Here is a 20,800-nt window from a genome sequence, read left to right as displayed (position 1 = left end):
GTCACGCCATGCGACCGCAAGGAGATCTCCTGCGCGAAGGGCAACAGGCAATGCGCGTTCTCTACATCACCCGCGACCGCTCCGGCCGCAAGATCCGCAAGCGGATGCACCGCTGGGCGATCGGCTTCATCGACGGCCAGGACGGCTTCTTCGAGGCCGCGCTGCACGAGGCGGTTCGGGTCACGCGGATGCCGTACGAGCAGGCGATCGCCCTGTCGGACACCCAGCGCCGCGCCTTCGACGCGGTGGTGGTCAACGGCAAGGCCGGCCTGCCCTGGCAGGAAGATCCCTCCGCCGCGCTCGACGCGCTGCGCCCGTTCAATCAGCCGGTCTCCCTGTTCGTCGGCCACGCCCAGCCCGAGGTGATGCCGCCCGACGCGCTGCTGGACCGCTTCAAGGTGGTCTTCAAGCGCGAGCCCTTCGCCGATACCGGGCGCTACGGGATCTCCGACGCGAACGCCGCCAAGATCGTGCCCACCCACCTCGCGAACCCGATGGTCTCGCATTCCTACCGGCTGAAGTGGCGCAACCGCACCCGGCCGCTGTCCACCTACGCCTGGCAGACGCCCGACGAGTACGACGTCTTCTTCATCGGCACCGTCTCCGAGAACCGCTACGTCGCCCGGATCGCCGCATGGGAGGCCGTGCTCGGCTCCGATCTCACGTCCATCGGCGGGCTGCTCCCGAAACCGGAGTTCAAGGCGCAGGTGCCGCCCGCGCTGATCACCGATCCCCTGCCCAAGCAGGAGTACCGCGAGGTCATGATGCGCAGCAGCATCAACCTGGCGCTCGAGGGCATCGGACCCTTCACCTTCCGGCACCTGGAGCAGTTCTGGGCCGGCGCCTTCACGCTCTCGACCAACACCATCCGCCCGCTGCGCCTGCGCGCCCCGCTGGTCGAGGACCAGGATTACGTTGCCTTCGACACCATCGACGAGATGATGGACAAGATCCGCTGGTATCTGGAGCACGACGATGCGCGGAAGACCATCGCGCAGAATGGCCGCAAGGCCTACGAGCGGCTCTACGACGTGCCCGCCCACGCCGCCGAGATCCGCGCGGCGCTGACCGCCTGAGCCCGAGGAGCCGCCCGTGCCGATCCTGCGCACCGCCAGCACCACGATCCTGTTCGTGCACATCCCCAAGGCCGGCGGCACCAGCGTCGAGGCCTACATGCGCAGCAAGGGCACGCTCTCCTTCCACAATTCCCGGACCCTGCCCGGCTTCGCCACGACGCCGCAGCATTTCCACGCCGAGTTGATGGAGGGCCTCTTTGCCCCGGATTTCTTCGACGCCCGCTTCGCGGTGCTGCGCGACCCGCTCGCCCGCCTGGTCAGCGAGTTCCGCTGGCGCGCCAAGGTGCCCGATCCGAAATACGCCCGCTTCGGGCTGCGCGATCTCTCCCGCCGGGGCAAGTTCCTGATCCACGGCCGCAAGCTGTTCCTCACCTTCGATGAATGGGTCGCCCACGTCTTCAAGCTCTACCCGAAGGACCCCTTCGTCTGCGGCAACCACATTCGCCCGCAGCACGAATTCCTGTCCGGCGGCGAGGCGCTGTTCCGGCTGGAGGACGGGCTCGGACCGGTGTTCCGCTGGCTCGACGCGGCGACCGGCACCGATGCCTCCCCCGAACCCGAGCGGCTCAAGCCGGCCGGCTTTCCGTACCCCGAGATCTCGGATGCAACGGACCGGGCGGTGCGGGAGTTCTATGCCGAGGACTACGCCCTGCTCGCGCGCCTCTCCGCTGACGCCGGCACGCCCGGCACCAACGGCGGTTGAAACCCCGCACGGCGCACTCTACCACGAGGCACCGGCAGGCCAGGACCAGACCCCATGAAAAGCTGCATCGCGACCGGCGACTACTATCGCAACGGCGAGACCTTCATCAACCGCCACATCCAGCACCTGTTCGGCGGCGAGACCTGCATCGTGGCCGGCCGCTACCACGGCGAGAACCCGCTCGGCCGGCCGGTCTTCGAGCGGCGCAAGGGCACCGGCGGCGCCGATCGGCTGATCGCCCCCTACTGGCTGCTGCACAACACGCTGGTCCACGGCACCTCGCGCCTGCCCTATGGCCGGGCCAAGGCCGAGCTGGCGCAATTCTGGCGCGACAACGGGGTGCAGGTGATCCTGGCGGAATTCGGCACCCAGGCGCTCGCCGTGGCGCCGCTGGGCAACGAAATGGGCATCCCCGTCTTCACCTATTTCCGCGGCACCGACGCCTCCAAGCACCTGCGCCGCACCCACATCCAGAAGGCCTACCGCAAGCTCATGCCCAAGCTCGCCGGCGTCTTCTCGGTGTCGCAGTTCCTGCTCAACAACCTCGCCGCCGAAGGCATCACCCATCCCAACAGCCACGTCATCCCCTCGGGCGTGAACGTGGAGCGCTTCCGGCCGGCCGAGAAGGAGCCCTCGACTTTCCTCGCCGTCGGCCGCTTCGTCGAGAAGAAGGCCCCGCTCATCACCCTGCGCAGCTTCGCCCGCGCCACCGAGGGCCACCCCGAGGCGCGGCTGGAGATGATCGGCGACGGCCCGCTGCTGGCCGAAGCCAGGGCGCTGGCCGCGAGCCTCGGCGCGGGCGACCGCGTGCATTTCCCCGGCGCCATGCCGCATGATTACGTGCGCGAGCAGCTGTCCCGAACCGCGGTCTTCCTGCAGCATTCGATCACCGCCGCCGACGGCAACACCGAGGGCCTGCCCACCGCGATCCAGGAAGCGCTCGCCTGCGGCTGCATCACCATTTCCACCCGCCACGCCGGCATCCCCGAGGCGGTCGAGCACGGGGTGAACGGCTTTCTCGTCGAGGAATGGGACGAAACCGGCTTCACCGCCCAGATCGCCCGCGTTCTCGAAGAGGGCCGCCAGGAAGAAATGGAACACGCCGCCCGCGCCACCGCCGAGGAACGCTTCGACAACGCGAAGCTGCTCACCAAGCTGGAACAGACCATCCTGCGCACCCTCGCCGGGAACTGACCCGGCGGCCCCAGCCAACGGACGCGCCGCCTCGCCCGTGGCTAAAGCCGGAACGCCAATACAATTCGCAGATCAGATTATGGCGCGTTTTTTGAAACGTCCGCAGTTTGAGGAAATCGGTCAGGCCTGGCGATCAGATGTAGTGCAATTTTCCAGACAAAAGTAGCACCCAGAATATCAAAGCTGGCAGTGCGACAATGCAGTCAATTGAGATGTTACAGATGTAGAGAACCCGAAACCCTGCAATTCCGCGCAATCTCAAAATCGGTCTGAAGTAGATATACTCTGCGAGCGATGCAAGAATTGCGCCTATTGTGAGAAGATAAACAGCAGAAAAAGGACTCAAGAGTTCAAATTCTCCTGCAAGCGGCGACCCACCTAGTGCCAATCCAACCATTTCATTGGCAACCTGCAGACCTGCCAGCTTGACTGCCAAAGAAATACCATGAGCGGCCCAAGAATGAAGGGTTGCCGAAAAAGAGATCACGCCAAACAAGGATGGATATACAAGTGGCTTCACGATGAGTGGCGCACTTGCCCAAATGACGAGCAACAAAGGCCCAAGTACGAACGCGAAGAACATATTTGATCATAGCAATAGCGCCGTCGGGCGGCTGTGATCTCTGTCAACCCCCACTTGTATGAGCATTTGCCAGCAGGTTTCGACGAGAAGCGCATCGTTATCTTGGTCCAGACATCGGGGCCCTCGTCCTGGATGTCGCCCAGTTCGGCAGACCTGTCGCCTCCCCGAGCAGCGCAGGGGAGGTTTGCCCCCGACACAGACAGCCAGCGACGCGATGGCTTGGCAGCGACAAGCCCCCGCCGCAAGGCCGCGGCCGGCCCGGACCAGCCAACCTCCCCTCGCATGGCGAAGTGGTCGCAGGGCGTCGTCGTTTACAGAAATTCCCCGGTGCTCTAACGATACGTAGGAAGATTATCCTCTCGCGAGACGAGGACGCGTCGTCCAGACGGCCGCGCGTTTCGGCATCCCGAGAGCAGAAGCGAACGGATTTTCACGGCCCCGGGCCAGACAGGGAGATTTTCATGCGTAGCCTGGCACTTATGCTCTGCACCGCCGCAACCGTCACCTCCACCGCCGCGATCGCCCAGGATGGCGGGTCCGACGGCGCGCCGAACGCGGTGCTGATCCGCGGCGCGAGCATCTTCACCGGATGCTCCCCGGAGCTTCTCGAAGGCCAGGACGTGTTCATCGCGGGGCCGTTGATCTCGCGCATCGGACCGGACCTCGAGCCGCCCGAGTTCGCCACCATCATCGAGGCCGACGGGCACGTGCTGATCCCCGGCCTGATCGACGCCCATTGGCACGGCGTCTTCGCCACGGCCACCATCGGCCAGCTCATGAGCACCAACGAAGGCTACTGGAACCTGCTCACCGCCGCCGCGCAGCGCGACACGCTCTACCGCGGGTTCACCACCGTACGCGACACCGCCGGCCCGATGTTCGACATTGCCCGCGCGACCGACGAGGGCCTGATCGAAGGTCCGAGGGTCTTCCCCTCCGGCCCCGCGATCTCGCAGACCGCCGGTCACATGGATTTCCGGACCACCAAGGACGTGCCCGCAACCCCGGACAAGCTGAACCCCTTCGAGACGTCGGACATGTTCTACATCGCCGACGGCGTCCCCGACGTGCTCAAGCGCGTGCGGGAAAACCTCATGCAGGGCGCGACGCAGATCAAGCTGATGGCCGGCGGCGGCGTCACCTCGTCCTACGACCCGATCCACGTCAAGCAATACACCAGGGCGGAGCTGGAGGCGGCGGTCGAACAGGCGGAGAACTGGGGCACCTACGTGCTGACCCACGCGATCAACGACGAGGCGGTGAACCATTCCATCGACGCCGGCGTGAAGAGCATCGAACACGGCCACATGTCCACCCGCGAGACCCTGCAGCGTTTCGTCGACGAGGACGTCTGGCTCAGCATGCAGCCCTTCCTCGACGACGAGGACGCGCCGGCGCTGAACACCTTCCAGCAGGCGAAGTACAAGTTCGTCACCGACGGCACCGATTTCGTCTACCGCACGGCCAAGGAGCTGGGCGTCAAGATCGCCTTCGGCACCGACACGCTCTTCAGCGCCGACCTCGCCGCCCGGCAGGGCGCGCAGCTCGCCAAGCTGCAGCGCTGGTTCACCCCCTACGAGGCGCTCAAGATGGCGACCTGCGACAATGCCGAACTGCTGAAACTCGGGGAGAAGCTCACGCCCTACCCGCTCGGCCCGCTCGGCGTGATCGAGGAAGGCGCCTATGCCGACCTCATCCTGGTCGACGGCAACCCGCTGGAAGACCTCGACCTCGTGGGCGACCCGGAGCAGAACTTCGACATCATCATGAAGGACGGCGTGATCTACAAGAACACGCTCGACTGACCCGAGCCCGCGCGGCCCCCTGCCGGGCCGCGCGACCTCGTTCCGGCGCCAATCCCGTCGCTAGGCGACGGCCGGGCCGGCCAGCCCCAGCGCCAGCATCAGCAAGGAAATCGCCCCGACCCAGGCGGCCGCGACGCGCAGGGCGATCCCGACCCAGTCCCAGGTGAAGCGCTGCTTCAGGACGAGGATGATCCCGAAGAGGTAGAGCAAGCCGAGGTTGGCCCCCACCAGCGAGCCCGACATCGTGAAGAGGCGGTCCCGCAGCGGCCCGGCGTCCGGAATGGACGCAGCCCCGATCAGGAACCCGCCCAAGGCCACCAGCGCCACGGCGAGCAGGTGGACCCTGCCCGGCGCCAGCGCCGCCAGCGCGCAGACCGCGAAGGCCGTGGCGAACATCGCCGGGTCGAGATCCGCGCTGCTGGACCCGAGGATCAGCCCGAGGATCGTTGCCACCGGAAAGGCGGCAAAGTGATACCGCTCCCGCTCGCTGGCATATCCCGACGCCAGCAGCCCCATCCCGACCATCAGCAGCGCCTGCGCGGGGGTCGAAAAGGGATGCAGCATCCCGATGTAGAACCCCTCCAGCCCGGGAACCGGGCTGTGGGCGAAGGCCGGTCCCGCTCCCAGCAGGAACGGGAGCCACGCCAGCCGCCAGGCCCGGGTCACGTCAGGCCACGCCGGTCAGGAAGGCGACCCCGGCAAGCGCGATCACGCCGCCCGCACCGCGAACCGCCGTGCGCCCGGCCGGCCACCGGACCAGCAGGCCGAAGGCGATGCCGATTAGGTGCAGCAGGCCGGTCGAGATCACGAAGCCCACCGCATAGGCAAAGGCATTGACCGTCGCGGGCAGCTCGGTGCCGTGGGCATAGCCGTGGAAGATCGCGAATGCCCCCACGATCACCGCCGCCACCCAGATCGGCGGCCGCACGGCAAAGACGATCATCAGCCCGAGCACCACCGCGGACAGCGCGATCCCGGTCTCGATGGCGGGAATGGGGATGCCGAGGATCCCCGCCACGGCCCCAAAGGCCATGACCAGCGGAAAGACGACCGGCAGAATCCAGATCGCCGGCGCTCCGAGGAACGCCCCCCAGAGCCCCACGGCGACCATCGCCGCAACGTGGTCCCAGCCGAGGATCGGATGGGTGAACCCGGCGACGAACCCGCCGCCATATCCCTCGCCGGTATGGGCGAGACCGGGAAAGGCCGAACTGAAATACGCCAGAGTGATCCCGAGAAGGGCTAATGCGAGGCGGTGCGTCATTGAATACTCCCTGGAGACTGGTCCTTACAACGAAGTGGTACGACACCTCTGGAAAGCAAACAACTTTTGCCTCGCAGCCGGACGGGATGCCGCGCGACGCGCTCCCCGCCCGGCGCGCCGCGCATGGAAAGGCCCCGCCGGCCAGATGTCCGACGGGGCCCCTCCTCCTGGGTAACTGTCAGGCCGCGATCAGGCGGCGCCCTTCGCCGTGCCCTTTCCGCCCATCGGCTGCACCGGGTGGGCATAGCGCAGGAAGGTCGCCAGCGCGCCCCCGGCGATCACGAGGCTCGCCACGTTGGAGAGGGTCGGGTCGAGCCCGAAGCCGATCTTGTCCTGCAGGATGAAGGCCGCATCCACCGCCGTCATGAAGACGGCCGGCACCGTGGCGATCCAGTGGATCTTGCCCTTCTGGGCGAGGTAGATCGCCGCCGACCAGAGCACCATCATCGACAGCATCTGGTTCGACCAGCCGAAGTACCGCCAGATCACGGCGAAGTCGGCGCGGCTGACGAAGAAGGCCACCACGAAGAGCGGGATCGCGATCATCAGCCGTTTCGAGATCTGCGCCTGGTCCACGCGGAAGGTCTCCGCGAGGATCAGCCGGGTCGACCGGAAGGCCGTGTCGCCCGAGGTGATCGGCAGGATCACCACGCCGAGGATCGCGAGGAAGCCGCCGAAGGTGCCGAGCAGCGTGTTGCAGACCTCGTTGACCACCGCCGAGGGCGAGCCGGAGGCGATTACCGCCTGCAGCGCCTCGGAGCTCTCGTAGAAGGTGACGCCCGCCGTGACCCAGATCAGCGCGATGATACCCTCGGCGATCATGGCGCCGTAGAACACCTTGCGGCCGTCCCGCTCGTTGCGCATGCAGCGCGCCATCAGCGGCGATTGTGTCGAGTGGAACCCCGAGATCGCACCGCAGGACAGCGTGATGAACAGCAGCGGCCAGAGCGGCAGGTCGTTCGGATGCACGTTGGCCCGGAAATCGAGGTTCGGCAGCAGCTCGTAGCCGTTGAAGACCAGCCCGCCGAGAACACCGAAGGTCATGAACAGCAGCAGCACGCCGAAGATCGGGTAAAGCCGGCCGATGATCTTGTCGATCGGCAGGATCGTGGCGACGAAGTAGTAGCAGAAGATGAAGAAGACCAGCAGCTGCACGTTCAGCCCGGTCATGCTCGACAGCAGCTTCGCCGGGCCGAGGATGAAGACCACGCCGACCAGAAGCAGCAGCAGCACCGAAAAGACGCGCATCACCTGGCGCGCCGGCATCCCCATGAAGTCGCCGACCACCTCGGGAATGGACTCGCCGCCTTTGCGCACCGAGAGCATTCCGGAGAAATAGTCGTGCACGCCACCGGCGAAGATCGACCCGATGACGACCCAGAGCAGCGCCTGGGGACCGTAGAGCGCACCGAGGATCGGGCCGAAGATCGGGCCGAGGCCGGCAATGTCGAGAAGCTGGATGAAGAAGACCTTCCACGTCGGCATGTTGATGTAGTCGACGCCGTCCTCACGGGTCCAGCAGGGGGTCTTGCGGTCCGGCTCGATGCCGAAGATCCGCTCGACCAGAACGCCGTAGGTGAAATACCCGAGTATCAGCACCCCGACGCAGGCAAGGAAGAAAGCCATTGTGTTTGTCCCTCCGAGACGTTGCTCGCGCGGCTCACGTGTCCTGTGAGCGCGGCCTGAACCCGCCGCGACCCGCAGTCAACCTGCCCCCGGCGCATGTCCGCCATGGCAGGAACAGATGGGTCGGAGCGCTGCCCGGGAAACAAAATTACCCCAATGGGTTAGGCTGAGGCCCAAATCGTGCGCGCAAGATTCTCTCGCAAAGCGGTGCGACAGCAGGCCGCTTGCGAATTTCCGGGCGCCTGCCGCCTTCTTCGGCATGTGAGCGCTGACACCCCGAAAGGCCCGTTCCGGCGGCCGGCATCGTCGCCGCCGCGCGGCGCTGCGGCTTGCGCCCCCGGCCCGGCTCTGCCACCCTCGCCCAACGACGCAGGGAGGGAGAGATGTCGCGCACGGCACCCCAGCTGACACTCGGGATCGAGGAGGAATACCTCCTGGTCGACACCGAGACCTTCGAACTCGCAAACGCGCCGGAGGCGCTGATCGAGGAATGCGCCGGCGCCATGCAGGGCCAGGTCAGCCCGGAATTCCTGCAATGCCAGATCGAGATCGGCACCAAGGTCTGCACCGACATCGCCGGGGCACGGGACGAACTGAAACGCCTGCGCTCCACGGTGGCGCAGCACGCCGCGCGGCACGGGCTGGCCCCGATCGCCGCCTCCTGCCATCCCTTCGCCGACTGGAAACAGCAGATCCACACCGACAAGACCCGCTACAACGAACTCGAACAGGCGCTGGCCGGGGTGGCGCGGCGGCTGCTGATCTGCGGGATGCACGTGCACGTCGGCATCGAGAGCCCGAGCCAGCGCATCGACCTGATGAACCAGCTCACCTATTTCCTGCCGCACCTGCTGGCGCTGTCGTGCTCCTCGCCGTTCTGGATGGGCCAGGACACCGGGCTCTGCTCCTACCGGCTGACCGTGTTCGACAACCTGCCCCGCACCGGCCTGCCGCCGCTGCTGAACTCCTGGGCCGAATTCGAGCGGATGACCGGCGTGCTGGTGGATCTCGGCATCATCGAGGACGCCTCCAAGATCTGGTGGGACCTCCGCCCCTCCTGGCGCTTCCCCACCATCGAGGCCCGGATCTGCGACGTGCCCACCCTGCTGGAGGACACGCTGACCATCGCCGCGCTGACCCAGTGCTTCACCCGGATGCTCTGGCGGCTCGCGGCCCGGAACCAGCGCTGGCGGCTCTATGACAACGTGCTGATCGGCGAGAACCGCTGGCGGGCGCAGCGCTACGGGGTGAACGAGGGCATGATCGATTTCGGCCAGCGCGAGATCGTGGGCTTCGACGTGCTCGCCGAGGAGATGGTGGAGATCCTGGCCGAGGACGCCGAAGCGCTCGGCTGCCTGGCCGAGGTCGAACGGGTGCGCGACCTCGTCGCCCGCGGCACCAGCGCCGACCGCCAGCGCACCGTGCGCCAGCAACGGCTCGAGGCCGGCGACGACGAGCAGGCAGCGATGCGGGCCGTGGTCAGCCACCTGATCGACGCCTTCCAGGACGGGCTGTGAGACCAGGCGTGCGGCCGATCCCGAAGCACTCCCGCCCGTCGTCGACGCATCCTTCGGATGCGCCTCCTCCGGTTGGGCCGGGCCGCGCGCATCCGCGCGCGGGGCGATCTTTCGGACGAAAGATCGTGCCTCCGGCGGGGGTATTTCGCACCAGGAGACCAGGCGGGACAGCGCCCTTGCCGATCCGGGGAGGCGCGGGGTGAAGGAGACCGATCTCTATGGCCCGGTGAAGGCGTTGCTCGAGGGACAGGGCTACGAGGTGAAGGGCGAGGTCGGGCCCGCCGACCTCGTGGCCTGCCGGCAGGACGAGGCCGCACCGGTCATCGTCGAGCTCAAGCGCGGCTTCTCGCTGGCGCTGATCCACCAGGCGATTGACCGGCAGGCGATCACCGATGCGGTCTATATCGCCGTGCCGCGCGGCGCCGGGCGGCGCTTCCTGAAGGCGCTGTCGGAGAACCGCGCGCTGTGCCGGCGGCTCGGGCTGGGGCTGATCACCGTGCGGCTGCCGGACGGCCACGTCGAGATCCACCTCGACCCCGCGCCCTACCGCCCGCGCCCGGCCCCGGCCCGCCGCAGCCGCCTGCTGCGCGAATTCGCCCGGCGCGAGGGCGACCCGAACACCGGCGGCGCGGCGGCCGGGCCGCTGGTCACCGCCTACCGACAGGATGCGCTGCGGCTGGCCGCCCACCTGGCCACGCACGGCCCCTCTCGCGGCGCGGAGGTGGCCCGGGCGACCGGCGTGGCCCAGGCGACGCGAATGATGGCGGACGATCACTACGGCTGGTTCGAGCGGGTGGAACGCGGGGTCTACGGGCTCACGCCCAACGGTCAGCGCGCGATCGTGGCCGGCGCGCCATGATGGACGGAAATCGCGCTCAAATCCCTGTGTGCACGCGCTGAGCCCACTGGTCCCGCGGCCTCGCACCTGCTAGCTGACCCCCACGACCCTTGGGGAATGAACAGGATTCCAATGACCAAACCGCTCAGCCGGCGCGGCCTGATCGCAGGCCTTGGCGCCCTCCCGCTCCTCGCCCATCCCGCGATCCTGCGGGCCCAGGTGACGCCGATGACCGACCGCCCCACCGACACCGGGGCGCTGCGCAACATCTCGGCCTTCACCCGCCGGAACTGGCAGGACCATTTCCCCTCGCTCGGCGTCGGCGCCATCGTCTGCGATGTCGACAGCCGCGCGGTGCATTACTGGAATCCCGACGGGAGCTACTACGTCTACCCGAGCTCGGTGCCGCTCTCCGAGGACCTGACCAAGCGCGGCTACACCGAGGTCGTCCGCAAGAAGGAAGGCCCGACCTGGACGCCCACCGCCTCGATGCGCGAGCGCGATCCCAGCCTGCCCCAATCGGTCGGCCCGGGCCCGGACAACCCGCTCGGCACCCATGCGATGTACCTCGGCTGGCCGGCCTACCTGATCCACGGCACCCATGACACCCGCAAGATCGGCCGCCCCTCCTCCTCGGGTTGCTTCGGCCTCTACAACGAACAGGTCGCGCAGCTTTACCCGATGGTCGAGATCGGCACCCAGGTCCGGGTGATGTAACCGGCCGGCGGCGGCCGCCGGGCCGGGGTTGCGAGCGGAGGGCCGATCGGCTATCCGGGGCGCTTTCCCGTTTCCAGCAAGGGCCGCCGCCATGTCCCCCCGCGTGCTTGCCGTCGATTTCGGCACGTCCAATTCCGCCGCCGCCGTGCTCGATGGCGGCGCGGTGCGCCGGATCCCCGTCGAGGGATCGGCCGACACCCTCCCCACCGCCGTGTTCTTCCCCGCCGACGGCGGCGCGATGCGGATCGGCGCGGCCGCCGGCGCAGCGCTGGTCTCCGGCGAAGAGGGCCGCTACATGCGCGCCCTCAAGTCCATCCTGGGCACCTCCCTCTTTCACGAACAGCGGTTGATCGAAGGCCGCCGGCGCCGCCTCTCGGAGGTCGTCACGGCCTTTCTCGTCGCCCTGCGCGAACGGGCGGAGACCGAGACGGGCGCGCCGCTGCGGCAGGTCCTGTCCGGCCGCCCGGTGCGGTTCCACTCCACCGACGACGCCCGCGACACCCAGGCCGAGGCCGACCTGCGGGCCTGCTACGAAGCCGCCGGCTTCGAACAGGTCGATTTCCTGTTCGAGCCGGAGGCGGCGGCACGGGCGAGCCTTGATCTCGGCGCGGCGGGCGAGACCGGCCTGATCGTCGACATCGGCGGCGGCACCTCGGACTTCTCGGTCTTCCGGCAGGGCACCGGGGGGATCGAGATCCTCGCCAGCCACGGCATCCGCCTCGGCGGCACGGATTTCGACACCGAGGTCTCGATGGCCCATGCCATGCCGCTCCTCGGCCACGGCGGCCAGCTCCGGCGCAGCTTCGGCGACGGGCTTCTGCCGGTCCCCAACGCGATCTACCGCGACCTGGCGACCTGGGCGCGTATCCCGTTCCTCTATGCCCGGGACACCGAACGCCACGTCGAGGACCTGCTGGCCCATGCGGTGGAGCCCGAGAAGCTGCGCCGCCTGCAAGCGGTGGTCGGCGAACGGCTGGGCCACGACCTCGCCTTCGCGGTCGAGGATGGCAAGATCGCCGCCAATGCCGGTGGCGCGCGCGCCGAGATCGCCATGGGCTTCGTGGAGCCCGGACTTGCGGCCCCGGTCACGCCCGGCTCGCTCCATGCCGCGCTTTCGGGCTTCGGCGACGCCCTGCGCGCGGCGATCTGGGAGGTGCTGGTCCGCGCCGGCACCCCGCCCCACGCCATCGGCTCGGTGATCCTCGTCGGCGGCTCCAGCCTGATGCGGCTGGTCACCGACGCCGCGACAGAGGTCTGCCCCGCCGCCGCCCAACGGCGCGCGCAGGCCTTCACCGCCGTGGTCGACGGCCTCGCGCTGGCCACCGGAGAGCACGCGCCGGCCTGACCATCGACACGGCCCGACCTGCCCTCGCGCGCCTGGACAGCGGGGGACGATCCTGCGGATCGTGCCTCCGGCGGGGGTATTGGGTCCAAGAAGAATGGAGAGGCCGCACCCTGCCCGTCTTCCTGGTACAAGTACCCCGGGGGTTTGGGGGCAGCGCCCCCAACCTGCCGCCGGTCACCGCCCGGCCGCCAACCGATCACGACGCCCGTTCCGATTTGCGCTTGCCAGCGCCCCCTCTCCCGTGGAAATTGAACATGCATTCAATTTCCAACGGCTCTGGGAGGAAGCCCATGGATTTCGCACTGAGCGAAGAGCAATCGGCGATCTTCGACATGGCCCGCGCCTTCGGCGAGGAGCACATCGCCCCGCACGCCCGCGCATGGGAAACCGAGGGCACGATCCCGAAGGATCTCTGGCCCCGGCTGGCCGAGCTCGGCTTCGGCGGGCTCTACGTGTCCGAGGAGAGCGGCGGCTCCGGCCTCACCCGGCTCGACGCCACGCTGGTGTTCGAGGCGCTGTCGATGGCCTGCCCCTCGGTCGCGGCGTTTCTCTCGATCCACAACATGTGCGCCCGGATGCTCGACAGCTTCGGCTCCGAGGATATCAAGGCCCGCTACCTCGCCCCCGCCCTCACCATGGAGACCGTGTTCTCCTACTGCCTGACCGAGCCTGGCTCCGGCTCCGACGCGGCAGCGCTGAAGACCCGGGCCGAGCCCGCCGGCAACGGCTATGCCCTCACCGGCACCAAGGCCTTCATCTCCGGCGGCGGCTATTCCGATGCCTATATCGTCATGGCCCGCACCGGCGCGGACGGCCCCCGCGGCATCTCCGCCTTCGTGCTCGAGGACGGCACCGAGGGCCTGTCCTTCGGCGGGCTGGAGCAGAAGATGGGCTGGAAGAGCCAGCCCACCCGTCAGGTCCAGATGGACGCCTGCCCCGTCCCTGCCGCCAACCTGCTGGGCGAAGAGGGCCGCGGCTTCGCCTATGCCATGGCCGGGCTCGACGGCGGGCGGCTGAACATCTCCGCCTGCTCCCTCGGCGCCGCGCAGGCCGCGCTCGATGCCACGCTCGCCTACATGGCCGAGCGCCGCGCCTTCGGCCAGACCATCGACCAGTTCCAGGCCCTCCAGTTCCGCCTCGCCGACATGGAGATCGAGTTGCAGGCCGCCCGCACCTTGCTCCGCCAGGCCGCCTGGAAGCTCGACACCGGCGCGCCGGACGCCACCAAGTTCTGCGCCATGGCCAAGAAGTTCGTGACCGAGGCCGGCAGCCGCGTCGCCGACCAGTGTTTGCAGCTCCACGGCGGCTACGGCTACCTTGCCGATTATGGAATCGAGAAGATCGTGCGCGACCTGCGCGTGCACCAGATCCTCGAGGGCACGAACGAGATCATGCGCCTGATCGTGGCGCGCCACCTTCTGAGCGAACGATGAGCGACATCCACATCCGCAAGGCCGGCCGCACCGGCCGCATCACCCTCACCCGCCCGCAGGCGCTCAACGCCATGTCCTACGAGATGTGCCTGGCGATCGACGCCGCACTGATGGACTGGGCGGATGACCCCGGCGTCGCCATGATCGTCTTCGACGCCGAGGGCGAGAAGGCCTTCTGCGCCGGCGGCGATATCGCCGAGATCTACGCCACCGGCACCGCCGGCGACTATGCCTACGGTCGGAAGTTCTGGCACGACGAATACAACATGAACGCCCGGCTTTTCGAATTCCCCAAGCCGGTCGCGAGCTTCCTGCAGGGCTTCACAATGGGCGGCGGCGTCGGCATCGGCTGCCACGGCTCGCACCGGGTGGTGGGCGAAAGCAGCCAGATCGCCATGCCCGAATGCGGCATCGGCCTGCTGCCCGACGTTGGCGGCACCCTGCTGCTCGCCCGCGCGCCCGGGCGGCTGGGCGAATACCTCGGCACCACCGGCACCCGCATGGGCCCGGCCGACGCGCTGTTGGCAGGCTTCGCCGATTACTTCGTCCCGCAGGCCCAATGGCCCGACCTGATCGCACGGCTCGAGGAAACCGGCGACTGGACCCTGATCGACGCCGCCGCCTCGCCCGCCCCCGAAGGCCGCCTTGCCGCCCTGCAACCGCAGATCGACCGCCACTTCGGCGGCGAGCGGCTGGGCGACGTCCTGCGCAGCCTGAACGCGGAACCCTCCGACTTCACCGCCAGCACGCTCAAGGCGATGACCCGCAACGCGCCGCTCGCCATGGCCTGCGCCATCGAGGCCGTCCACCGCCTGCGCGGTCCCGCCGCCGACATCCGCCGCGCGCTCGACCTCGAATACCGCTTCACGTTCCGCGCGATGGAGCACGGCGACTTCCTCGAAGGCATCCGCGCCGCGATCATCGACAAGGACCGCAGCCCCAAATGGCGGCACGGGCTGGAGGAGGTCACGCCCGCCATGGTCAGCGCGATGCTCCGCCCCCTCGGGGCCGACGCGCTCACATTCGACACGCCACACCCCCGGGAGGACATCGCATGAAAGTCGGTTTCATAGGACTTGGAAACATGGGCGCGCCGATGGCCGCCAACCTGGCCGCCGCGGGCCACGCCGTGACCGGCTTCGACCTCGCCGCGCCCTGCCCCGAGGGCGTCACCGCCGCCGCCACCGCCGCCGAGGCCGCCAGCGGCGCCGAGGTGGTCATCACCATGCTGCCCAACGGCGAGATCCTGCGCCGCGTCGCGGCCGAGATCCACCCCGCCATGCAGCCCGGCGCCGTCCATCTCGACTGCTCCACAGTCGATGTCGACAGCGCCCGCGCCGTGGCCGAGGCCGCAAGCTCCGCCGGCCTGCGTGCGGTCGATGCCCCGGTCTCCGGAGGTGTCGGCGGCGCGGCGGCCGGCACGCTCACCTTCATGGCCGGCGGCGCCGAGGACGCCTTCGCCACCGTCGCGCCGCTCTTCGAGGTCATGGGCCAGAAAGCCGTCCACTGCGGCGGCCCCGGCGCCGGTCAGGCGGCCAAGATCTGCAACAACATGATCCTCGGCATCACCATGATCGGCACCTGCGAGGCCTTCGCGCTGGCCGACAAGCTCGGCCTCGACCGGCAAAAGATGTTCGACGTGGTGTCCACCTCCTCCGGCTACAGCTGGTCGATGAACGCCTATTGCCCGGCCCCCGGCGTCGGCCCGACGAGTCCCGCCGACAACGGCTACAAGCCCGGCTTCGCCGCCGAGCTCATGCTCAAGGACCTGCGCCTCTCGCAACAGGCCGCCGAGGCCGCGGATGCCGATACGCCGCTCGGTCAGGCCGCCACCGCGCTCTACGAGGCCTTCGTCGAGCGCGAGGACGGCAAGGGCATGGACTTCTCCGCCATGCTCCCCCGCTTCGAGAAGCGCGGGCGCGGCTAGGCGGTCGGCGGCACGTGCAACGCGCCCGGAAGGCTCCGGGCGCGTGACGCCCCTACCAGGACAGCGTCTTCACATCCGGGTCGAACAGAATGCTCTCGACCACCGGCCAGTTGCCCATCTCGACACCGTCAATGTAATCCGCCTCGGTCAGACCCGCCGCCTGCGAACAGGCGCTGCACATGATCACCGTGCCGCCGTCGGCCATGAAGGCCGTCAGCATGTCCTGGATCGACGTGCCGTCCCCGGCCATCGGCCCGGGAATGTGGCTGGAGCGCTTCCTGTCGGCCAGGTACACCGCCCGCACGTTCAGCCAGATCGCCACAGGCTCATGCCCGTTCTTCAGCGCCTTCTCATGGGCGAACATGATCGCCTTCGCGGCCGCCCATGTGTCATCGGTGGTGAGGTTCACGAAAAGCCCGGGCTTTCCGTCTTCGGCCAGGGCAGCGGCACCGAACAGCGCCAGCGCAACGCCCGCAAAGAGATTTCGCAAAAGACTCATCTTTCCCTCCCGTGTCTCGCAGGCAGAGAGTTGCGCCTCCATGAAAATTGGCAAATGAGACAGATCAAATAATACGTATTTTATAAATATCTTTTTGAGAGTGTCCGTCACGAAGCCGCCCTATCTGCAACAGAGTCCCCCCTGCAGATCGAGCGCGATCCGCCGGCGCGCTACGGCTTCAACGCGAGGTGGTCCGCCAGCTTGAAGCAATAGGTCCACCAGTCCACCAGCTCGTCCCGGTTCGCCGGATCATCCCAGTCCCCGGCGTCCCACCGCGCGTGCCATGCCTCCCGCTTGGCCAGCGCCGTCTCCGCCACGTAGCCCTCCGACGTCCGGCGCAGCGCCTCCTCCCGCATCGACCGGGAGGCCGAGACGTAGAGGTCGATCATCGCGTTTTCGCCGGGCTGGAAGCTCTGCTCCCCCAGCAGCAGTTCGACCAGCACCGAGCATTCGACCAGGCTCTCGCGCAGCGGCTGCCCCGCCTGCCCCGGCGCGGCCAGTCCGGCCGCCAACGCCCCTGCAATCCCGATCCCGCGCATCCCGCACTCCCGCTTCTCCGGTCGCAGCCTGCCAGCGGAACCCGGCCGAAGTTTGGCAACCTCCCGCCGATCACGCCAAAACGACTGGAACACCCCGCGCCTTCCGGTGTTCTCTCCCGGAGCGCCCGCCGCACAGGCGGGCCGCAAAGACAAGATTGAAGGACCAGGAATGAAGACCCTCGCCACCGTGCTGCTGACAGCCGCCTTCGCCGCCGGGATCGGAGCCGGCGCCGCCTCCGCCGGCAACGGTAACGCCGGCTGCCCGCCCGGACTCGCCAAGAAGAACCCGCCCTGCGTGCCACCGGGCCAGGTCGGCAAATCGGTGCGCTCGGACGCTCCCGACCGGGACGACCGATACGTCCGGCGCTACCAGCGCGGCGAGGTGCTCGACGGGGACTACCGGGTGATCCACGACCCCGCGCGCTACCGGCTCGACCGCAATGGCGACTACGCCGTGCTCGGCGACTACGTCTACCGCATCGACCCCGACACCCGGAAAGTGCTCAACCTGATCGGCGCCATCGCCGACCTCGCGCAGTAACCTCCGGACACCCCGCCCGCGCGCGAAGCGCGCCCGGCCCAACGGGAGGAACGGCATCTGCGATGCCGCGACGACGGGCGGGAGACCTGAGTGCCGGGATTTCCGGTCGTTTCCGGGCGCGAAATGACCGAAACGGCGCACCCCAAGGCGAACGCCTGCGCTGAAGCTGTGAAATGACCGGAACACGCCCGAAAACGACCGCAATTGCGGTCGTTTTCGCTTTCGGATCGGTCGAAACGCCTATTCCGCCGCGTGCCGCCGCGCCGCGTCCAGCATCGGCTTGAGATATCGCCCGGTGTGGCTCCCGGCGACCTCCGCCACCTCTTCCGGCGTGCCCGTCGCCACAACCGTGCCGCCGCCATCGCCCCCCTCGGGGCCGATGTCGATAATCCAGTCAGCGGTCTTGATGACGTCGAGATTGTGCTCGATCACCACCACGGTGTTCCCCTGCTCCACCAGTTCGTGCAGCACTTCCAACAGCTTGCGCACGTCTTCGAAGTGCAGCCCGGTGGTCGGCTCATCGAGGATATAGAGCGTCCGCCCGGTCGAGCGCTTGGCCAGCTCCTTGGAGAGTTTCACCCGCTGTGCCTCGCCGCCCGACAGCGTCGTCGCCTGCTGCCCGACCTTGATATAGCCCAGCCCCACCCGGACCAGCGCATCCATCTTCTCCCGGATGCTCGGCACCGCCTTGAAAAACTCCTGCGCGTCCTCAACCGTCATATCAAGAACGTCGGCTATGCTCTTGCCTTTGAACTTGATTTCCAGGGTCTCGCGGTTGTAGCGCGCGCCATGGCAGGTCTCGCAGGTCACATACACATCCGGCAGGAAGTGCATCTCGATCTTGATCACCCCGTCGCCCTGGCAGGCCTCGCAGCGCCCGCCCTTGACGTTGAAGCTGAACCGCCCCGGCTTGTAGCCGCGCGCCTTGGCTTCGGGCAGCCCCGCGAACCAGTCACGGATCGGCGTGAAGGCCCCGGTGTAAGTTGCTGGATTCGAACGCGGAGTCCGGCCGATGGGGCGCTGGTCGATGTCGATCACCTTGTCGAGGTGCTCGAGCCCCTTGATGGTCTCGCAGGGCGCCGGCGTCTGCCGCGCCCCGTTCAGCCGCATCGAGGCCGTCTTGAACAGCGTCTCGATCGTCAGGGTGGATTTGCCTCCGCCGCTAACCCCGGTCACACAAACGAATTTCCCGAGCGGGAAGTCGGCCGTCACCTCCTTGAGGTTGTTGCCGGTCGCCTTCACCACGGTCAGCTTCTTGCCATTGCCCTCACGGCGCAGCTGGCTCACAGGGATCTCGCGCTTGCCGCTCAGGTAGTCGCCAGTGATCGAGTCCGGGTTCGCCGCGATCTCGCCCGGCGTGCCCTTGGCCACCACCTGCCCGCCATGCACACCGGCGCCCGGACCGATGTCGAAGACATAGTCCGCCTCGCGGATCGCCTCCTCGTCATGCTCCACGACGATCACGGTATTCCCTTGATCCCGCAGGTTTTTCAGGGTGCCAAGCAGGCGGTCGTTGTCGCGTTGGTGCAGGCCGATCGAAGGCTCATCCAGAACGTAAAGCACGCCGGTCAGCCCCGAGCCGATCTGGCTCGCCAGCCGGATCCGCTGGCTCTCGCCGCCCGACAGCGTGCCAGCGTTGCGCGACAGGGTCAGGTATTCCAGACCGACGTTGTTCAGGAAACCCAGCCGTTCGCGGATCTCCTTGAGGATGGCGCGGGCGATCTCGTTCTTCTGGGAGGTCAGCTTCTCCGGCACCGCATCGACCCAGTCGAAGGCCTCCCGGATCGACATCTGCACCACCTGCCCCACGTGCAACCCGGCGATCTTCACCGCCAGCGCTTCGGGACGCAGGCGATAGCCGCCGCAGGAACCACAGGGGCGGTTGTTCTGATACCGCTCGAACTCCTCGCGGATCCAGGCGGAGTCCGTCTCGCGGTAGCGGCGCTCCATGTTGGGGATCACCCCCTCGAAGCTGCGCGTCACCTGGTAGACACGGCCGCCCTCGTCGTAGCGGAACTCGATCTCCTCGTCGCCGGAGCCGTGCAGGAAAACCTGCTGGACCTTCTTCGGCAGGTCCTTCCACCGCGCGTTCTTGTCGAACTCGTAGTGCTTGGCGATGGCTTCGATGGTCTGCAGGAAATAGGGCGACTTGCCCTTCCGCCAGGGCGCCAGCGCGCCGTCGTAGATCTTGAGCGTGACATCGGGCACCACCAGCCGTTCGTCGAAGAACAGCTCGACCCCGAGGCCGTCGCAATGCGGACAGGCGCCGAAAGGGGCGTTGAACGAGAAGAGGCGCGGCTCGATCTCGGGGATGGTGAAACCGCTGACCGGGCAGGCGAAGTTCTCGGAGAAGGTGATGCGCTCCGGCTCGCCCTCCTCCTCGCGCGGCGCGGTCTCCAGGATCGCGATACCCGAGGCCAGGTCCAGCGCGGTCCGGAAGCTGTCGGCCAGCCGCGTCTCCATCCCCTCGCGCACGACGATCCGGTCGACCACCACGTCGATGTCGTGGCGGAACTTCTTGTCGAGCTTGGGCGCGTCGTCGAGGTCGTGGAAGGCGCCATCGACTTTCACCCGCTGGAAGCCCTGCTTGCGCAGCTCGAGGAATTCCTTGCGGTATTCGCCTTTGCGGTCGCGTACGATGGGGGCGAGCAGGTAGGCCCGCGTGCCCTCCTCCATCGCCATCACCCGGTCGACCATGTCTTGCACCTGCTGCGCCTCGATCGGCAGGCCGGTGGCCGGCGAATAGGGCGTCCCGACCCGGGCGAACAGCAGGCGGAGGTAGTCGTAGATCTCCGTCACCGTGCCGACCGTGGAACGCGGGTTCTTGGAGGTGGTCTTCTGCTCGATGGAAATCGCCGGGCTGAGGCCGGTGATGTGGTCCACGTCCGGCTTTTCCATCATGTCGAGGAACTGCCGGGCATAGGCGGAGAGGCTCTCCACGTAGCGGCGCTGCCCCTCGGCGTAGATCGTGTCGAAGGCGAGCGAGGACTTCCCCGAACCGGAGAGCCCGGTGATGACCACCAGCTCGTCGCGCGGGATATCCACGTCGATGTTCTTCAGATTATGCTCGCGCGCACCGCGCACCTCGATGAACTTCTGTTCAGGCATGTCCCACCCCGTACGGCATGGCACAGAGATAAGCGAGCGCTACGGATTCTCCAATGGGGAATTGAGAACAAAAAGTAAACAAGCA

19 protein-coding genes are annotated in these 20,800 nt (G+C 67.6%); 12 read left to right on the top strand and 7 right to left on the bottom strand.

Annotation, left to right across the window (positions count from 1 at the left end; genetic code table 11):
• The first annotated feature begins 50 nt into the window (after positions 1-50).
• Genes CHB86_RS09665 through CHB86_RS09655 form a run of 3 tightly spaced genes read left to right on the top strand, consistent with a single transcriptional unit; the run spans position 51 to position 2,973 of the window.
• On the top strand, positions 51-1,076 hold the full coding sequence (locus CHB86_RS09665; RefSeq protein ID WP_176442827.1) for a glycosyltransferase family protein: 1,026 nt from the start codon (positions 51-53) through the stop codon (positions 1,074-1,076).
• Between the two features lie 16 nt (positions 1,077-1,092).
• Positions 1,093-1,779: a sulfotransferase family 2 domain-containing protein gene (locus CHB86_RS09660; protein ID WP_089232828.1), complete on the top strand. Its 687-nt coding sequence runs from the start codon at positions 1,093-1,095 to the stop codon at positions 1,777-1,779.
• A 54-nt stretch (positions 1,780-1,833) separates the two neighbouring features.
• Positions 1,834-2,973, top strand: a complete 1,140-nt coding sequence (locus CHB86_RS09655) for a glycosyltransferase (protein WP_089232827.1) — start codon at positions 1,834-1,836, stop codon at positions 2,971-2,973.
• Positions 2,974-3,106: 133 nt separating this feature from the next.
• Here CHB86_RS09655 and CHB86_RS24175 read toward each other — a convergent pair whose 3' ends face one another.
• Entirely contained in the window at positions 3,107-3,556 is a 450-nt protein-coding gene (locus tag CHB86_RS24175) for a hypothetical protein (protein WP_141134863.1), read from the bottom strand.
• Between the two features lie 461 nt (positions 3,557-4,017).
• On the opposite strand from CHB86_RS24175, the gene CHB86_RS09650 reads away from it, so the two are divergent.
• Positions 4,018-5,361 (top strand): metal-dependent hydrolase family protein, encoded by a 1,344-nt coding sequence (locus tag CHB86_RS09650; protein WP_089232826.1) that lies wholly within the window; start codon positions 4,018-4,020, stop codon positions 5,359-5,361.
• A 60-nt stretch (positions 5,362-5,421) separates the two neighbouring features.
• On the opposite strand, the gene CHB86_RS09645 is transcribed toward CHB86_RS09650, so the two are convergent.
• From CHB86_RS09645 to CHB86_RS09635, 3 genes are all read right to left on the bottom strand, one after another.
• Positions 5,422-6,027, bottom strand: coding sequence for a HupE/UreJ family protein (locus CHB86_RS09645; protein ID WP_089232825.1), 606 nt, complete (start codon positions 6,025-6,027; stop codon positions 5,422-5,424).
• Position 6,028: 1 nt separating this feature from the next.
• Positions 6,029-6,625, bottom strand: a complete 597-nt coding sequence (locus CHB86_RS09640) for a HupE/UreJ family protein (protein WP_089232824.1) — start codon at positions 6,623-6,625, stop codon at positions 6,029-6,031.
• 189 nt (positions 6,626-6,814) lie between these two features.
• Entirely contained in the window at positions 6,815-8,251 is a 1,437-nt protein-coding gene (locus CHB86_RS09635) for a carbon starvation CstA family protein (protein ID WP_089232823.1), read from the bottom strand.
• 383 nt (positions 8,252-8,634) lie between these two features.
• Between CHB86_RS09635 and CHB86_RS09630 the strand changes: the two genes are divergently transcribed.
• From CHB86_RS09630 to mmsB, 7 genes are all read left to right on the top strand, one after another.
• Positions 8,635-9,768, top strand: coding sequence for a carboxylate-amine ligase (locus CHB86_RS09630; RefSeq protein WP_089232822.1), 1,134 nt, complete (start codon positions 8,635-8,637; stop codon positions 9,766-9,768).
• A 199-nt stretch (positions 9,769-9,967) separates the two neighbouring features.
• A complete protein-coding gene (locus CHB86_RS09625) occupies positions 9,968-10,627 on the top strand; it encodes a DUF2161 domain-containing phosphodiesterase (RefSeq protein ID WP_089232821.1) in 660 nt (219 codons plus the stop codon).
• Positions 10,628-10,738: 111 nt separating this feature from the next.
• Complete coding sequence (locus tag CHB86_RS09620) at positions 10,739-11,323, top strand: L,D-transpeptidase (protein ID WP_089232820.1); 585 nt, start codon at positions 10,739-10,741, stop codon at positions 11,321-11,323.
• Positions 11,324-11,414: 91 nt separating this feature from the next.
• Positions 11,415-12,668, top strand: coding sequence for an Hsp70 family protein (locus CHB86_RS09615; RefSeq protein WP_089232819.1), 1,254 nt, complete (start codon positions 11,415-11,417; stop codon positions 12,666-12,668).
• Between the two features lie 290 nt (positions 12,669-12,958).
• Positions 12,959-14,101: an acyl-CoA dehydrogenase family protein gene (locus CHB86_RS09610; RefSeq protein WP_089232818.1), complete on the top strand. Its 1,143-nt coding sequence runs from the start codon at positions 12,959-12,961 to the stop codon at positions 14,099-14,101.
• Complete coding sequence (locus tag CHB86_RS09605; RefSeq protein WP_089232817.1) at positions 14,098-15,159, top strand: enoyl-CoA hydratase/isomerase family protein; 1,062 nt, start codon at positions 14,098-14,100, stop codon at positions 15,157-15,159. The genes CHB86_RS09610 and CHB86_RS09605 overlap by 4 nt, the downstream gene beginning before the upstream one ends.
• Entirely contained in the window at positions 15,156-16,028 is an 873-nt protein-coding gene (mmsB, locus tag CHB86_RS09600) for a 3-hydroxyisobutyrate dehydrogenase (protein WP_089232816.1), read from the top strand. The genes CHB86_RS09605 and mmsB overlap by 4 nt, the downstream gene beginning before the upstream one ends.
• A 52-nt stretch (positions 16,029-16,080) precedes the next feature.
• On the opposite strand, the gene CHB86_RS09595 is transcribed toward mmsB, so the two are convergent.
• Both CHB86_RS09595 and CHB86_RS25205 read right to left on the bottom strand, forming a co-directional pair.
• Entirely contained in the window at positions 16,081-16,527 is a 447-nt protein-coding gene (locus CHB86_RS09595; RefSeq protein ID WP_089232815.1) for a DsrE family protein, read from the bottom strand.
• A gap of 170 nt (positions 16,528-16,697) precedes the next feature.
• Positions 16,698-17,066 carry a hypothetical protein gene (locus CHB86_RS25205; RefSeq protein WP_089232814.1) on the bottom strand — a complete coding sequence of 123 codons (369 nt, stop codon included), beginning with the start codon at positions 17,064-17,066 and terminating at the stop codon, positions 16,698-16,700.
• A gap of 169 nt (positions 17,067-17,235) precedes the next feature.
• Between CHB86_RS25205 and CHB86_RS09585 the strand changes: the two genes are divergently transcribed.
• The gene (locus CHB86_RS09585) at positions 17,236-17,607 is read left to right on the top strand and encodes an excinuclease ABC subunit A (RefSeq protein ID WP_245837866.1); all 372 of its coding nucleotides are present in this window, start codon (positions 17,236-17,238) and stop codon (positions 17,605-17,607) included.
• Between the two features lie 240 nt (positions 17,608-17,847).
• Here CHB86_RS09585 and uvrA read toward each other — a convergent pair whose 3' ends face one another.
• Positions 17,848-20,715 carry an excinuclease ABC subunit UvrA gene (uvrA, locus tag CHB86_RS09580; RefSeq protein ID WP_089232813.1) on the bottom strand — a complete coding sequence of 956 codons (2,868 nt, stop codon included), beginning with the start codon at positions 20,713-20,715 and terminating at the stop codon, positions 17,848-17,850.
• Positions 20,716-20,800: the final 85 nt, after the last annotated feature.

The sequence above is a fragment of the Tropicimonas sediminicola genome, from assembly GCF_900188335.1.
In the GTDB taxonomy this organism is placed as follows: Bacteria; Pseudomonadota; Alphaproteobacteria; order Rhodobacterales; family Rhodobacteraceae; genus Tropicimonas; species Tropicimonas sediminicola.
The sequence above is the reverse complement of the archived record's forward strand: the minus strand, read 5'-3'. Positions and strand labels throughout refer to the sequence as shown.